General features: G+C 63.5%; 11 protein-coding genes and 1 tRNA gene. 8 read left to right on the forward strand and 4 right to left on the reverse strand.

Annotated features, from left to right (window positions below; all coding sequences use genetic code 11):
- Nucleotides 1-75 precede the first annotated feature (75 nt).
- The 3 genes from JOZ06_RS00995 to JOZ06_RS01005 all read right to left on the reverse strand — a co-directional run bounded on the left by JOZ06_RS00995 (nt 76) and on the right by JOZ06_RS01005 (nt 2,693).
- Nucleotides 76-150: transfer RNA gene (locus JOZ06_RS00995), tRNA-Arg, on the reverse strand.
- A 63-nt stretch (nt 151-213) separates the two neighbouring features.
- Entirely contained in the window at nt 214-456 is a 243-nt protein-coding gene (locus JOZ06_RS01000; RefSeq protein ID WP_293227805.1) for a hypothetical protein, read from the reverse strand.
- A 68-nt stretch (nt 457-524) separates the two neighbouring features.
- Nucleotides 525-2,693 (reverse strand): ornithine decarboxylase, encoded by a 2,169-nt coding sequence (locus tag JOZ06_RS01005; protein WP_293227806.1) that lies wholly within the window; start codon nt 2,691-2,693, stop codon nt 525-527.
- 287 nt (nt 2,694-2,980) lie between these two features.
- Between JOZ06_RS01005 and JOZ06_RS01010 the strand changes: the two genes are divergently transcribed.
- From JOZ06_RS01010 to JOZ06_RS01025, 4 genes are all read left to right on the forward strand, one after another.
- The gene (locus JOZ06_RS01010) at nt 2,981-4,414 is read left to right on the forward strand and encodes a sigma 54-interacting transcriptional regulator (RefSeq protein WP_293227808.1); all 1,434 of its coding nucleotides are present in this window, start codon (nt 2,981-2,983) and stop codon (nt 4,412-4,414) included.
- A gap of 177 nt (nt 4,415-4,591) precedes the next feature.
- Nucleotides 4,592-7,780: an efflux RND transporter permease subunit gene (locus JOZ06_RS01015; RefSeq protein WP_293227809.1), complete on the forward strand. Its 3,189-nt coding sequence runs from the start codon at nt 4,592-4,594 to the stop codon at nt 7,778-7,780.
- Nucleotides 7,781-7,789: 9 nt separating this feature from the next.
- On the forward strand, nt 7,790-8,980 hold the full coding sequence (locus JOZ06_RS01020; RefSeq protein WP_293227811.1) for an efflux RND transporter periplasmic adaptor subunit: 1,191 nt from the start codon (nt 7,790-7,792) through the stop codon (nt 8,978-8,980).
- Between the two features lie 5 nt (nt 8,981-8,985).
- Entirely contained in the window at nt 8,986-10,410 is a 1,425-nt protein-coding gene (locus JOZ06_RS01025) for an efflux transporter outer membrane subunit (protein WP_293227813.1), read from the forward strand.
- A gap of 24 nt (nt 10,411-10,434) precedes the next feature.
- Here JOZ06_RS01025 and JOZ06_RS01030 read toward each other — a convergent pair whose 3' ends face one another.
- The gene (locus JOZ06_RS01030) at nt 10,435-11,364 is read right to left on the reverse strand and encodes a polyprenyl synthetase family protein (RefSeq protein ID WP_293227823.1); all 930 of its coding nucleotides are present in this window, start codon (nt 11,362-11,364) and stop codon (nt 10,435-10,437) included.
- Nucleotides 11,365-11,591: 227 nt separating this feature from the next.
- Here JOZ06_RS01030 and rplU point away from each other — a divergent pair, with 227 nt between their 5' ends.
- From rplU to JOZ06_RS01050, 4 genes are all read left to right on the forward strand, one after another.
- The gene (gene rplU / locus JOZ06_RS01035) at nt 11,592-11,903 is read left to right on the forward strand and encodes a 50S ribosomal protein L21 (RefSeq protein WP_293227815.1); all 312 of its coding nucleotides are present in this window, start codon (nt 11,592-11,594) and stop codon (nt 11,901-11,903) included.
- A 13-nt stretch (nt 11,904-11,916) separates the two neighbouring features.
- Nucleotides 11,917-12,192 carry a 50S ribosomal protein L27 gene (gene rpmA / locus JOZ06_RS01040; protein ID WP_293227817.1) on the forward strand — a complete coding sequence of 92 codons (276 nt, stop codon included), beginning with the start codon at nt 11,917-11,919 and terminating at the stop codon, nt 12,190-12,192.
- A gap of 130 nt (nt 12,193-12,322) precedes the next feature.
- Nucleotides 12,323-13,471, forward strand: a complete 1,149-nt coding sequence (obgE, locus tag JOZ06_RS01045) for a GTPase ObgE (RefSeq protein ID WP_293227819.1) — start codon at nt 12,323-12,325, stop codon at nt 13,469-13,471.
- A 50-nt stretch (nt 13,472-13,521) separates the two neighbouring features.
- On the forward strand, nt 13,522-14,702 hold a 1,181-nt coding region (locus JOZ06_RS01050), incomplete at its 3' end, for a hypothetical protein (RefSeq protein WP_293227821.1).

A 14,702-nucleotide genomic window follows, 5' to 3' on the forward strand; every position in this document is an offset into this window, starting at 1 on the left:
CCCGAGGAAAGGGAAGAGGGTGATCGCCCGGATCCGGGACACATCGATGAGTACTGCTGATTGTCGATATGAATTTGGCGCCCCCGACAGGAATCGAACCTGTAACTGCCCCTTAGGAGGGGGCTGTTATATCCATTTAACTACGAGGACGGGCGGCAGGATTGTACCGCAGACGGCACAGCCTGAAAACGACCATACCGGAACCGATCGGATTCACCCCTTAAAGACGCGTCTTCGTTTGGGCAGATGGGCACATGCCTTGGCAATGTCCTCGCTGCTGTAACGAAGCGCGGCGACCGACGCTTTTACGCTGGCGGGAAGATCATATTGATCCACCGTTTTACCGCTCTTTAGATCGCGCAACGCCTGCGCCAGCGTCTCCTGGCTAAATACCGCTTTCTTTTTCACGTCAGCCGCTCCCAGATCAAGATGCATTGGTGGAGCGGCCCGGATCATATTGGTTCCCCCACCCTACAAAACAAAGCCCGCGCCAACGGCGCGGGCAGCGGGAAGACTCGCCCGGCTCAAGCCGGGTTCTTGACGACGTAAGCCAAGACGCAAGGCGTGCCATCCGGGTTGTTGCCGCAGTAGACCCCCTGCAATTCGGGCGCGAAGCCCGGCAGCAGCGCCACCACCGACTCCCAGGCACGGAAATAGTCGAGCACGGCGCCGCCCCAGACCTCGCCCGGCACGATGCAGATGATGCCCGGCGGGTACGGCAGCGCGCCCTCGGCGGCGATACGGCCATCGATGCGCGCCAAGGGCACGAGCTCCACCTCGTCGCGCACGAAGCGGGTATGCGCATCCTGCGGCAGCATCGCCATCTTCGGCATGTGCGCCTTGCGGAACAGCAGCTTTTGCACGTCCTTGACGTTGCGGCTGACGTAGATGTCGTGCATCTCCTGGCACAGCTGGCGGATGGTGTAGCCGCGGTAGCGCGCCTCGTGAGCGGCGTAAGCCGAAGGCAGCACCTCGCGCATCGGCGCGTCCTCTTCGATCAGCGTTTCGAAGTGGGCGAGCAACGCCACCAAATGCTGCATCTTGGCCAGGTCCGATGCCGGCGTGATCAGGAACAGAATCGAGTTGAGGTCGTTCTTCTCCGGCGTAATGCCGTGCTCGCGCAAATAATTGCACAGGATGGTGGCGGGAATGCCGAAGGACTCATAACGACCGCTGACGGCATCGATGCCCGGCGTGGTCAGCAGAAGTTTGCACGGATCGACGAAATACTGGTCGGCCGCGAAACCCTCGTACGCATGCCAAGCATCGCCGGGCGCGAAGGCGAAGAAGCGGCGGTCGCTGGCGATGGCCTCGGTGTCATGCGCTTGCCAGGGGATGCCGTCGACCACCGGCGGCACGAAAGGCCGAATCAGGCGGCACGCCTCGAAAATCAGCTTGCGCGTTTCGATGCCGGTTTTGACCGCGCTCATCCACATGCGCTGGCCGTGCGCGCCGGCATGCATCTTGGCGTTGACGTCGAGCGAGGCGAAGATCGGGTAATTCGGGCTCGTCGACGCGTGCAGCATGAAGGCGTTGTTCAGATGCTTGTGGTTGCAGTAGCGCGCCTGGCCCTTGATGTGGCGGTCCTTCTTGTGGATCTGCGACGCTTGCGACAATCCCGCCAGCAGTTTGTGCACCGACTGCGTCACCATGATGCCAGGATCTTCCGGCCCCAGTTCGAGCAACATCGGCGAGCAGTCCTTCATCATCGGGATGAACTGCTCGTAGCCGACCCAGGCCGAGTCGAACAGGATGTAATCGCACAACCGGCCGATCTTATCCACGACTTGGCGGGCGTTGTAGATGGTGCCGTCGTAAGTGCCGAGCTGGAACACCGCCAGCCGGAACGGGCGCGGCAGATCGGCGCGTTCCGGCGCCACCTCGCGCACCGCCTGGCGCAAATAGTCCTCATCGAAGCAATGCGCGTCGATGCCGCCGATAAAGCCAAATGGGTTGCGGCTGGTTTCCAGGTACACCGGCGTGGCACCGGCCTGCAACAGCGCGCCGTAGTGCACCGATTTATGGTTATTGCGGTCGAACAGCACCAAATCGCCGCGGGAGAGCAGCGCGTTGAGCACCACCTTGTTCGACGCCGAGGTGCCGTTGAGCACGAAATAGGTCTTGTCGGCGTTGAACACCCGGGCAGCGTGCTGCTGCGCCTCGCCGGCCGCGCCTTCGTGGATCAGCAGGTCGCCCATTTTGATCTCGGAGCACGCCAAGTCGGCGCGAAACAGCGTCTCGCCGAAGAAATCGTAAAACCGTCGCCCCGCCGGCTCTTGGCGGAAAAACTGGCCGCCATTGTGGCCCGGCGTCGACAGCGACATATTGCCGCGATCGACGTAGCCCGCCATGGCGGCGAAAAACGGCGGCAGCAGCGCCGCTTCGTAGGCCGACGCCGCGGTATCGATCTGCCGGCCGAAAAAGGCCGGGGTGTCGTTGTGCGCGTCGATGACGCCGGATAGTTTGTGGTAGAGGTCGGTTGGCAGCCGCTGCCCCTTTTTCACCACGGCGAACACCGGTATGTCGAAGCCGGTGCCGTCGAGATGGCCCAGCAGGTTGCGTTCGATGTCCTCATCGGCCAATACCACCGCGCCGACATCGGTGAAGTCGGTCTGATACGGGTCGACCACCTCTCGGTCGGTAATGAAGCTCCCCAACGTGCAGGTGCTAGCCGCGATCTTCAGTTTTTTCATGTTCGTATCCGTTGAATCGATTCGCTATGCTGCCCACCCCGGCGGCGCGGGATCGCGCCTGCTCCCGAAGAGCGCGAGAGGTAGTTATTCACCGCGCCGCCGGCTTCGTCGGGTCGCGCTGACTGGCCCGATGTCATGATTTAATGTGCAAACTTCATGCCAAGCGCAAAATCGAATAAAAATAAGACCTTGCGGCAGATCAAGAGTGTCGTGTTGCCTGCACAACGGCGAAAAGCCTACACTTTGACGAAATATCGTCACTTCGCAGGAGCCGGCGCGGCCACCTCATGAGCGAAAACCATCCGGCGCTAGCCAGCGCCCTCTCCCTGTTCTCCCGCTTCTTCGACCTGATTCATCAACCGATCACCATCATCGATCGCCAGGGGCGCTTCGTTTACTACAACCAGGAAAGCGCCGACATCGACGGCTACCGCGGCCCGCTTCCGCTCGGCCAGCACGTGCTGGAGGTCTACCCTCGGCTCGCCGAGGAAAAGAGCACCATGCTCGACGCGTTGAAAAACGGCAGCGAATACATCGGCAACTTCCAGGTGTATTACAACCAGGATGGCAAGCCGGTCGACTTTCAGCACACCACCGTGCCGCTCTACGACGAGGCGCACCGCATCATCGGCGTGATCGAGATCGGCCGCGATCTCTCCGACTTCCGCCGCCTGCAACAGCAGGTGGTCGCACTCAACCGCCTACTCTACGACGGCAACCGCCATGACAGCGTCAACATCGTCACCGGCAACAAGACGATGCGCGCATTGATACGCAAAGCGCGCCGCTTGGCGCAAAACAGCGCGCCGGTGATGATCGTCGGCGAAACCGGCACCGGCAAAGAGCTGTTCGCCCGGCTGGTGCACGAATCCAGCCCGCGCGCCGACAAGCCGTTTATCGCGCTCAACTGCGGCGCGCTGCCGGCCTCGCTGATCGAAAGCGCCTTGTTCGGCACCGTCAAAGGCGCATTCACCGGGGCGGAAAACAGCAAGGGTTATCTCGAGATCGCCGATGGCGGCACGCTGTTTCTCGACGAACTCAGCGCCATGCCGTTCGACTTGCAGAGCCGGTTGTTGCGCTTTCTACAGGAAAAAACCTACTGGAAACTCGGCAGCAGCCGCGCAAGCAGCGCCGACGTGCGCATCGTCGCCGCGTTGAACGAACCGCCGTCGCAGCTCATCCGCGATAAGCGGCTGCGCGCCGACCTGTTCTACCGGCTCTGTGTCGGCATCCTGTCGCTGCCGCCGCTCAGAGAGCGGCCGGACGACATCGAGCCGCTGACGCTGCACTTCATCGAAAAGCACAGTGCGCTGACCAACCACGCCATCCACGGCTTGTCGGAAGCGGCGTTGGCGGCGCTACGGCGCAAGCCATGGCCGGGTAACGTGCGCATGCTGGAAAACGTGATCGTGCGCAGCCTCACCGCGCAGGAAGCGCCCGGACCGCTGGCGGCAATCGCCGAGGACGAGGAGGAGTGGCTCGACCTGAGCGTGAGCCCGCCGGCGCCAGCGCCGGCCCTGCCCGTTCGCCCGTCCGTCAGCGTGCTGGCCGGCGGGCTCACCGCGCAGGTCGAGGCCTTGGAGCGGCAGTTGATCGTCGGCGCCCTCAATCAAGCCGAGGGCAAGGTGTCGCGCGCCGCCGAGCTGTTGCAGATATCGCGCACCACGCTGCATTCGAAAATTGCGCGCCATGGCATCCACATCGGCGTGGTCGAAAGCTGATCGCCGGCCAACCGCAGCGCGCCGCCACTCATACTTCATAACACTTTCCGGCATATCGTCGTCATCGGCGCCACCTATAATGCTTTGCTTTCCTGTCTTGCCGGCCTTCCCCGGCGGGACAAGACCCGTCCTCCGCCCGCGGAGCAAGAATACTGGTATATAGAGGCTAATTTCCGGATGTGGATCGTCGAGATTGCGCTGCGCAGGCCGTACACCTTCATCGTCATGGCCATCGCTATTTTGCTGGCAACCGGACTGGCCGTGTTGCGCACGCCGGTCGACGTCTTGCCGGAAATCGACATTCCCGTCATCAGCGTCATCTGGAGTTATAACGGCCTGGCGCCGCAGCAGATGGCCGACCGCATCACCCAAGCCAACGAGCGCGTGCTCACCACCACGGTCAACGACATCGAGCACATCGAGTCGCAATCGCTCAACGGCATTGCCATCATCAAGATTTTCTTCCAGCCGAACGTCAACATTCAAACCGCCATCGCCCAGGTGGTCTCGGTCTCGCAAGCGGTCGTGCGCCAGATGCCGCAGGGCACCACCGCGCCGTTGGTGATCAAGTACACCGCTTCCAGCGTGCCGGTGGTGCAGTTGGGGATGTCGAGCAAATCCTTATCGGAAAAAGATGTATTCGACGCGGCGGTGAACACCCTGCGGCCGCAATTGATCACCATCCCCGGCGTCGCCATCCCCTACCCTTACGGCGGCAAAAGCCGCCTGGTATCGGTGGACCTGGATCTCGCCGCCATCACCGCGCGCGGCATGACGCCAACCGACGTGGTCAACGCCGTCAGCAGCCAAAACCTGATTCTGCCGGCCGGCACGGCGAAAATCGGCGACAGCGAATACAACATCGGTTTGAACGGCTCGCCGTCCACGATCGCCGGCCTCAACGACATCCCGATCCGCAGCAGCAATGGCGCGGTCACCTACTTGAGCCAAGTCGCCCACGTGCGCGACGGCTACGCGCCGCAGACCAATATCGTGCGTCAGAACGGCCAACGCGGCCTATTGCTGTCCATTTACAAAAACGGCGGCGCCTCGACCTTGAACGTGGTGGACAACCTCAAGCGCCTGTTGCCGCATGTGACTCAGCTGCTGCCGCCTGGCATCGACGTGTCCTTGCTGACCGATCAGTCGGTTTTCGTCAAAACCGCGGTCCAAAGCGTGATTCACGAGGCGCTGATCGCCGCCGTGTTGACGGCGCTGATGCTGCTCTTGTTCCTCGGCAACTGGCGCACCACGTCGATCATCGCCGTGTCGATTCCATTGTCGATTTTCTCGTCGATCATTTTGCTGCACGTGGCCGGCGAGACCATCAACGTCATGACGCTGGGCGGTTTGGCGCTGGCGGTCGGCATCCTGGTCGACGACGCCACGGTCACCATCGAGAACATCGAGCGCCACCTGCACATGGGCTCGCCGTTGTATAAATCCATTCTGGACGGCGCCGGCGAAATCGCCGTGCCGGCCTTCGTCTCGACGCTGTGCATTTGCATCGTGTTCGTGCCGATGTTTTTCCTCGAAGGGGTGGCGCGCTATCTGTTCGTGCCGCTGGCCGAGGCCGTGGTCTTCGCCATGCTGGCCTCGTATGTGCTCTCGCGCACGCTGGTGCCGACGCTGGCCCTGCTGCTGATGGGGCACCAGCACAACGCCGGCCGCGTCACGCGGTGGATTCATCGGCAGAACCGACACTTCAACCATCAGTTCGAAAAGCTGCGCAGCGTCTATACGCTGCTCTTAAGTCATTTGCTGACGCGCCGCCGCCGGTTCATGACGGGCTTTCTCGGCTTTTGTCTGCTGTCCTGCCTGCTCTATCCGCTGTTGGGACGAGACCTGTTCCCCACGATCGACACAGGCCAGATCAAGCTGCACATGCGCGCGCCGACCGGCACCCGCATCGAGAACACGGCGGCGATGGCCGATGGCGTCGACAAGGCGTTGCGCGAGATCATTCCCGCCAACGAGCTCGACACCATCATCGACAACATCGGCCTGCCCTACTCGGGCATCAACCTGTCCTACAGCAACTCCGGCACCATCGGCACCATGGACGCCGATATCCTCATTTCGCTCAAACCCGGACACCATCCCAGCAGCGACTACATCGACAAGATTCCGTCCTTGCTGAAAAAACGTTTTCCGGGCGTGGAATTCTTCTTCCAACCCGCCGACATCGTGACGCAGATCCTCAATTTCGGCACGCCCGCCGCCATCGACGTGCAGATCGTCGGCAAGAGCACGGCGGCCAATCATGCCTTCGCCGTCGGGCTTGCCAACCGCATCATGGCGATCAACGGCGCCGAGGACGTGCATATTCACCAGCGCGAGGACGCCCCGACCATCAACTTGCGCATGGACCGTCCGCGCTTGCAGTCGATGGGCATCAGCCCGACCGACGTGGCGCAGAATCTGTTGCTGCCGTTGTCCGGCAGCCAGCAGACCCAGCCGACCTATTGGCTCGATCCGGGCAACAGCATCGTCTACAACGTGCAGGCGCAAACGCCGCAATACCGCATCAGTTCGCTCAACGATCTGATGCAGTTGCCGGTCAACCCGCCCGGCACGCGCGCAAGCGCGCCGCAGCAGATGGGCAATCTGGTCAGCGTCGCGCCGGCGCGCGAACCGGCCATCGTCAGCCGTTACAACATTCAGCCGGCCATCGACATCTACGCCAATGTGCGCGGCCGCGACCTGGGCGCGGTCGCCGGCGACGTCGAACAACAGATCAAACACGTCGAGGCAACGCTGCCCAAGGGCAGCAAGATCAGCCTGCGCGGCCAGGTCGAGACCATGCAGTCCTCCTATCTCGGTCTGGGACTCGGCATTCTCGGCGCCATCGTGCTGGTCTACCTGCTGATCGTGGTCAACTTCCAGTCCTGGCTCGACCCCTTCATCATCGTCTCCGCGCTGCCGGCCGCGCTGGCCGGCATCGCCTGGATGCTGATGATCACCGGCACCAACTTGAGCGTGCCGGCGTTGACCGGCGCCATCATGACCATGGGGGTGGCTACCGCCAACAGCATTCTGGTGGTCTCCTTCGCCAAGCAGCGCATGCGCGATGGCCTGCCGCCGCTCTCCGCCGCGCTGGAGGCCGGCGCCACCCGGCTGCGCCCGGTATTGATGACCGCGCTGGCCATGGTCATCGGCATGATTCCGATGGCCATCGGCCTCGGCGACGGCTCGGAACAGAACGCGCCGCTCGGCCGCGCGGTCATCGGTGGACTGTTGTTCGCCACCGTCTCCACCCTGTTGTTCGTTCCGGCGGTCTTCGCCGCCGTCCATAGCTGGCTCGCGCATCGCCAAGCCGGCCGGCAACCCGTCGACGGCGCCCTGCCGCCCGTAGCGCAAGACTAGGACCTCACCATGACAGATCAACGCCATGCCAACCAGGGCGTACCGGAATTTCACCAAAATCGCGTCAAGGGAATGGGCAAGCGCGACCAGGTCGCCCGCCGCGTCCGTCAGTTTGCCCTGATCGCCATCGCGATCCTGCTGGCGGGCCTGGCCCGCTCGCTCTGGGTGCGCTACGCCCAAGCCGACACGCTGGCCCAACGCGCGCGCAGCAACGCCGTGCTGCAGGTGAGCGTGGTGTCCCCCGGCGGCAACCGCCACGACAATCTGCTGACGCTGCCCGGCACCTTGCAAGGCATTGTCGAGGCGCAACTGTATGCCCGCACCAACGGCTACGTGAAGCAATGGTTCAAGGACATCGGCCAACCGGTGAAAAAGGGCGAGCTGTTGGCTACGCTGGATACGCCGGACATCGACAAGCAGGTCGACGAAGCCCAGGCCAACTATCAGCTGGCCAAGGTCGCCTACGACCGCTGGAGCAGGCTGCGCGCGCTCGATGCGGTCTCGCAGCAGGAGTTCGACGAGAAGACCGCCGCCTATCAGCAGACCGCGGCCGAATTGAAACGGCTCAAAGAACAGCTGAATTTCAACCGGGTCGTCGCGCCATTCGACGGCATCGTCACGCGGCGCAACGTCGACAACGGCACACTGGTCAACGCCGGCAACGGTGGCAGCGGCGTGAGCGGCAGCGGCGGTCAGGCGCTGTTCGCGCTGGCGCAGATCGACCGGCTGCATCTGTATCTGTATGTGCCGGAGGACAAGGCGAGTCTGATCCATGTCGGCGACCCGGTGGACATCAAAACCGTCGATGCCGGCACGCCGGCCGCCCAGGGCAAGGTGGTTCGCACCGCCGGCGCCATCGACCCGACCATGCGCACCTTGCAGGTCGAGGTACAACTCGCCAACGCCAACCATCGCCTGCTGCCCGGCGCCTACGTCCAGGCCAGCTTCAAGCTGCCGGCCGGCCATAGCCGGACCCTGCCGGTCAACACCCTGCTGTTCGGCCCGGCGGGCAGCCAAGTCGCCACCGTGGACGCGCAAGGCAAGGTACGGCTGAAGACGGTGCAGTTGGGCATCGATTACGGCCGCGAGGTGGAGATCAAAGCCGGCGTCGGCAATCAAGACCGCGTGATCATCAATCCCCCGGATGCGATCAGCGAAGGCGACGCCGCCCAGATCGTCGGCGCGGGCCAAGGCGGGTGATGCGCATGCGACCCCCATTCCCCTTATCCGCCGGCCTGCTTGCCGGCCTGAGCCTGCTCGCCGGCTGCACCGCCATCGGGCCGGACTATCATCGCCCGCCGGTACAAGACATGCCGGCGCAGTGGAAAGACGGAAGCGGCTGGCAAAACGCCGTGCCGGCCGACGGCGAGCCCAAGCAGGCCTGGTGGCGGGTGTACGGCGACGCCACACTCGATCGGCTCGAAGCCGATTGCCTGGCGCAAAACGCCAGCTTGCAGCAGGCGCTGGCGAAGTGGCAGCAGGCGCAAGCGCAAGCCGGCATCCATGAGTCGGCCACCCTGCCGACGGTCGGCGCCAACCTCGGCGCCAGCCGCACGCGCATTTCCGCCGACCGGCCGCTGAGTTCCTACGGCTCGACCCAGGGCGAAACGGTGCAAAACGACGTCAGGCCGTTGCTGACGGTCAGCTATGAGCTCGATTGGCTGGGGCAGGTGCGCCGCGATGTCGAAAGCGCGCGCGCCAGTGCCGAGCAAAGCCGGGCGGATGCCGAGAACGTGCGCCTGCTGCTGACGGCGCAGTTGGCGGCAAGCTATTTTCAATTGCGCGAACTGGACGAGGAAATCCAACAGATCAGCGCGTCGATCGCCTTGCAGCGGCAAGTGGTGCGGCTGACGCAACTGCGCTACCAAGGCGGCATCGCCTCCAGCAGCGACACCGCCACGCAAGAGGCCGGTCTGCAAGCCGCCGGGGCACAGCTCAGTCTGCTCAACAACCAACGCCTGCAACAGGAAGATCTGCTCGCCACGCTCAGCGGCAAACCGGCCGCCGACTTCCATTTGGCGCCGGGAGCGCTGCCGCCGAGTACGCCGGAGGTCCCCGCGGGGCTACCGGCTGAGCTGCTGCAGCGCCGCCCGGACATCGCCTCGGCGGAACGGGCGATGGCCGCCGCCAATGCCCAGATCGGCGTTGCCGAGGCGGGCTGGTTTCCGCAACTGACGCTGACGCCGACCTACGCCGGCTACGAATCGACCACGTTCAGCTCGCTCGTCTCGGCGCCGGCCATGGTGTGGTCGCTGGGGCTGCAGGCCAGCCAAGTACTGTTCGACGATGGCCGCACGCGCGGCGCGGTCGAATCGGCCCGCGCCGGCTACGCCGCCACGGCGGCCAATTACCGCCAAACGGTGTTGCAGGCGATCGAGGAAACGCAGGACGCGCTAGGCGCGCTGCAAGGGCTGCGGCAAGCAACCCGGCAGCAGGCCGGCGCCGTCGCCAGCCTCGGCAAGGTGTATGCGATCTCGCGCATTCGTTATCAGGAAGGATTGGACAACGCGCTGACGCTGGCCATCAACCAGCAGAATTTGCTGGGCGCCGAACGCTTGCAGACGCAGTTGCGCGGCAATCAGTTCGTCGCCAGCGTCAGCCTGCTCAAGGCGCTGGGCGGGCGTTGGTGACGCGGCGCAATGCGCCGCGCCGGATCAGGCTTGGCGGTCGACCGAAAAAACGGCCAGCTCCACCATGGCCTGCTTGATCTCGGAAGCGGGTAGCGGCGCCAGCGCGGCGATGGCGCGCTGCGACGCCTTGACCGCCGCGTCGCGGGCATAGTCGAGCGCGTTACAGGCCCGCACCGCGGCGAGCACGTCGTGGAAATGATCGCGGCTGGCGTGCGTGATGGCGTCGCGCACACAGGCGGCCCCCTCCGGCGTGCCGTGCTGCATGGCGTAGATCAGCGGCAGGGTCGGCTTGCCCTCGGCCAGATCGTCGCCCAGACTCTTGCCGATGGTATCGGCGTCGCCGCTGTAGTCGAGCACATCGTCGATGATCTGGAACGCACAGCCCAGATGACGGCCATAGTCGGCCAGCGCGGTCTCGACGGGCGCTGCGGCGCCGGCAATCAGCGCGCCGACGCGGCAGGCGGCCTCGAACAGCTTGGCCGTCTTGTATTCGATCACCTGCAAATAGGCGGTCTCATCGACATCGGCATTGCCGATGTTGAGCAGCTGCAGCACCTCGCCCTCGGCGATGATGTTGGTGGCCTCGGCCATCACTTCCAGAATGCGCATATTGTGCGTGGTGACCATCATCTGGAAGGCGCGGGTATAGAGAAAATCGCCGACCAAGACGCTGGCGGCATTGCCGAACAACGCGTTGGCGGTCTCGCGGCCCCGGCGCAGTGCCGATTCGTCCACCACATCGTCGTGCAGCAGCGTGGCCGTGTGGATGCACTCGACCATTGCCGCGAGCTCGTGCAAAAGCTCGCCCCGATAGCCGCAAGCCTGGCCGGCCAACAGTGTCAGCGCGGGGCGCAGGCGCTTGCCGCCGGCGGAGATGATGTATTCGGATACCTGACGGATCAGAACCACATCGGAATGCAGGCGCGTGCGGATGACGCGGTCGACCGCCAACATGTCGTCAGCGATCAGGGAACGGAAATGCGGGGTCACGGACACGGTTTTATATGAGCTTTAGGCCGAGGAAACCGGTCGATTCTAGCAGAAAAGCCGATCGACTCGCCATGCCAATAGAATGACGGGCTAAGCTCATGAAATATTTGACAAGTTTGCAATCCAACGAATAGAATGGCCGACTTCCCGTCTATTTGGCGGGATGAAATGAAACTTTAGGAGCTATACGAATGTATGCGGTCGTAAAAACTGGCGGCAAGCAGTACAAGGTTGCTGTCGGCGAAAAACTCAAAGTAGAACAGATACCTGCAGACATCGACAGCCAGATCGTACTTGACGAAGTATTGATGGTTGCTGACGGTGATCAGGTTACCGTGGGGACCCCCCGCATCGCTGGTGCCACCGTGACGGCAACCGTTGTTGCCCATGGTCGCGGCGAAAAGATCCGCATCTTCAAGATGCGTCGCCGTAAGCACTACCAGAAGCATCAGGGTCATCGTCAGAACTATACCGAAATCCGTATCGACGCGATTGCCAAGTAAGGAGTAAACAGTCATGGCACATAAAAAAGCAGGCGGTAGCTCCCGCAACGGTCGCGATTCCGAATCCAAACGCCTGGGCGTGAAGGTATACGGCAGCGAACTGATTCCGGCCGGTTCCATCATCGTGCGTCAGCGCGGCACCCGTTTCCACGCAGGTGAAAACGTCGGTTGCGGCAAGGACCACACCTTGTTCGCCAAGGTGGATGGCTACGTTCAGTTCACCGTCAAAGGTGCGCAGCAACGCAAGTACGTGACCGTGGTTCCGTACACCGGTGTCGACGGCGAATAATCGCCGCGTCCGCAGGAGGGGTGCCTGAGCGACCTCCTGAAAAAGCCCTACCCTGGCGGTAGGGCTTTTTTCATAGTCACCCGGTCGGCCTCGGGCCGAACCACTCCGAACCATTCCTGAAGGCATAGCGATGAAATTCATTGACGAAGCGCGTATTGAAGTAGTCGGCGGCAAAGGCGGTAACGGCGCGGCCAGTTTCCGCCGCGAAAAGTATGTACCGTTCGGCGGCCCCGACGGTGGCGACGGCGGCCGCGGCGGCAGCATCTATGCCGTTGCCGACGAAAACATCAATACCTTGGTCGAATACCGCTTCGTCAAACGCTATCAAGCCGAACACGGCGAACGGGGCGGCAGCGCCGATTGCTATGGCAAGGGCGGCGAGGACATCGAGCTGCGCATGCCGGTCGGCACCCAAGTGATCGACATGGACACCGAAGAGGTCGTCGCCGACCTGACGCAGCATGGTCAGCGCATCTTGGTCGCCCGTGGCGGCAAGGGCGGGATGGGCAACTTGCATTTCAAATCGTCGACCAACCGCGCGCCGCGCCAATGCACGCCGGGCGAGGAAGGCGAAAAGCGCATGCTGCGCCTGGAATTGAAGGTGCTGGCCGACGTCGGCCTGCTTGGCATGCCCAATGCAGGCAAGTCGACCCTGATCCGCGCGGTATCCGCCGCCAAGCCCAAAGTCGCCGATTACCCGTTCACCACTCTGCATCCCAACCTGGGCGTGGTCCGGCTCAACGATGCGCAAAGCTTCGTCATCGCCGACATTCCGGGTTTGATCGAGGGCGCGGCAGAAGGCGCGGGCCTCGGACACCGCTTCCTCAAGCACTTGAGCCGCACCGGCCTCTTGCTGCACGTGGTCGACCTGGCCCCGTTCGACCCCGAGGTCGATCCGGTGCACGAGGCGCAGGCCATCGTCGAGGAACTGCGCAAATACGACGAGGCCCTGCATGACAAGCCGCGTTGGCTCGTGCTCAACAAGCTCGACATGCTGAGCGACGACGAGCGCCAGCAAAAGATCGACGCCTTCATCGACGCTTTCGGCTGGCCGCGCGACGTGGCCGACGACCGCGACGGTTTCGATATGCAGGCGCGGCGCGTATTCACCATCTCGGCGCTGACCGGCGAGGGCACGCGTCAACTCACGCGCGCCATCATGGATTACCTGGAAGTGGCGCGCGCCGCCGACCGCGCGGCCGCGGCCCAAGCAGCAGAGGCCGCCGCACCGGCGCCGCGCTCGAACCTGATCCAACCGGCCAACGGCGTTGACGATTAACGGCGCCGGCCGGGAAAATCTCGTTTTCTGACGCTCGAAACGGAGCGGACGTGCATTCTCTCGAAGATTTTTTTCAGGCGGGCATCGAGCCCGCCGAACTCGCCACGGTATCGCGGCTGACCGGCGCATGGCCCTACCTGTCGGTATTCATCACCCTGTTTCGCGGCGGTGACGAAGAGGTCCTGATGCGCCTGTTGGTGCTGCGCGAGCTGGGCACGCAAACCGATACACCGTTCTGGAGCCCGCAAGCGTTGGCCCAGCGGTTCGCCTACCTGCATCCGGTCAAGCTCGACACCATTCTCAAGCGCCTGCGCGAAGGCGATCTGCTGATCTGGCAATCCGATACCGGGCTGTACCAATTGTCCGAAGGCGCGCGGGTCGCGCTGGCGGCGCTGTCGACCATGATCGATTTCGCCGGCGACGACGTCGAACTCGGTTATCTGACCAGCCAAGTCGCCGCCGGCCAAGCTGTGGGCGAGGTGTCGGACGAGGCGCTCAAGCATTTGCTGGCGCGGCTTAACGAACTGTATGCCGAGTTCGAGGAAGCGCTGGAATCTCAATCCGAGTTCCGTATCCGCGCCGCGCAACACCGGCTCGAAGCCGTCTGGCGCTGGGTCGGCAAATCGACTGAAGTCGTGCGCTCGCTGACCGCCAACGACACGCTGAGCCTGGCCACGCTCAATCAGGCGCAGGCCATCGCGCTGGCGCAAAGCCGCATGCTCGCGCTGGCGGGCACCTTCGAGCGGCGCTTGGCGCAATTGTCGGCCCAGCGCGTGCATCTGGGCGCCTCCGGCCTCACCTCCACCGACATCGCCGATTACCTGCGCCATCAGCCGGCGGAAAAGCTTGCCGCGCTGATCGCGGACCGGCTCGCGTTCTGCCTGGAGCCGGCCTTTCTGTCGACGCCGGAAATGGCCGATGTGGCCGAGTACGAACTCTTGGCGCGCGAGCGCGCGCACACGCTCGATGCCGCGCTGCCCTCGGCTGCCGCGGCGCCCGAATCGACCGCAGTGGAAATCGAACGGCTGGACGCCGCCGAAGCGCTCTACGACACGTTGGCGATGCTGCGCGAGGCGACGCCGATCACGGCGGCCGTTTTGGCCGACACCTACAACGAAACCGCCTATCGCCTGTCGTTGCTGGCCTTGTTGGGCGACCCGGAATTGGGCAAGGAAGGGGACGTCATGGCCGATCTCGCGCGCTTGCCGTTGCGGCTCGCCGGCGGCGAGGG

The organism is Paludibacterium sp. (genome assembly GCF_019232825.1).
Lineage (GTDB): Bacteria > Pseudomonadota > Gammaproteobacteria > Burkholderiales > Chromobacteriaceae > Paludibacterium.

Excerpts from the sequence above, each read along its gene's own strand:
- rpmA (WP_293227817.1), top strand. The coding sequence starts at position 11,917 with ATGGCACATAAAAAAGCAGGCGGTAGCTCCCGCAACGGTCGCGATTCC.
- JOZ06_RS01010 (WP_293227808.1), top strand. The coding sequence starts at position 2,981 with ATGAGCGAAAACCATCCGGCGCTAGCCAGCGCCCTCTCCCTGTTCTCC.
- JOZ06_RS01030 (WP_293227823.1), bottom strand. The coding sequence starts at position 11,364 with ATGTTGGCGGTCGACCGCGTCATCCGCACGCGCCTGCATTCCGATGTG.
- obgE (WP_293227819.1), top strand. The coding sequence starts at position 12,323 with ATGAAATTCATTGACGAAGCGCGTATTGAAGTAGTCGGCGGCAAAGGC.
- rplU (WP_293227815.1), top strand. The coding sequence starts at position 11,592 with ATGTATGCGGTCGTAAAAACTGGCGGCAAGCAGTACAAGGTTGCTGTC.
- JOZ06_RS01025 (WP_293227813.1), top strand. The coding sequence starts at position 8,986 with ATGCGACCCCCATTCCCCTTATCCGCCGGCCTGCTTGCCGGCCTGAGC.
- JOZ06_RS01000 (WP_293227805.1), bottom strand. The coding sequence starts at position 456 with ATGATCCGGGCCGCTCCACCAATGCATCTTGATCTGGGAGCGGCTGAC.
- JOZ06_RS01020 (WP_293227811.1), top strand. The coding sequence starts at position 7,790 with ATGACAGATCAACGCCATGCCAACCAGGGCGTACCGGAATTTCACCAA.
- JOZ06_RS01005 (WP_293227806.1), bottom strand. The coding sequence starts at position 2,693 with ATGAAAAAACTGAAGATCGCGGCTAGCACCTGCACGTTGGGGAGCTTC.
- JOZ06_RS01015 (WP_293227809.1), top strand. The coding sequence starts at position 4,592 with ATGTGGATCGTCGAGATTGCGCTGCGCAGGCCGTACACCTTCATCGTC.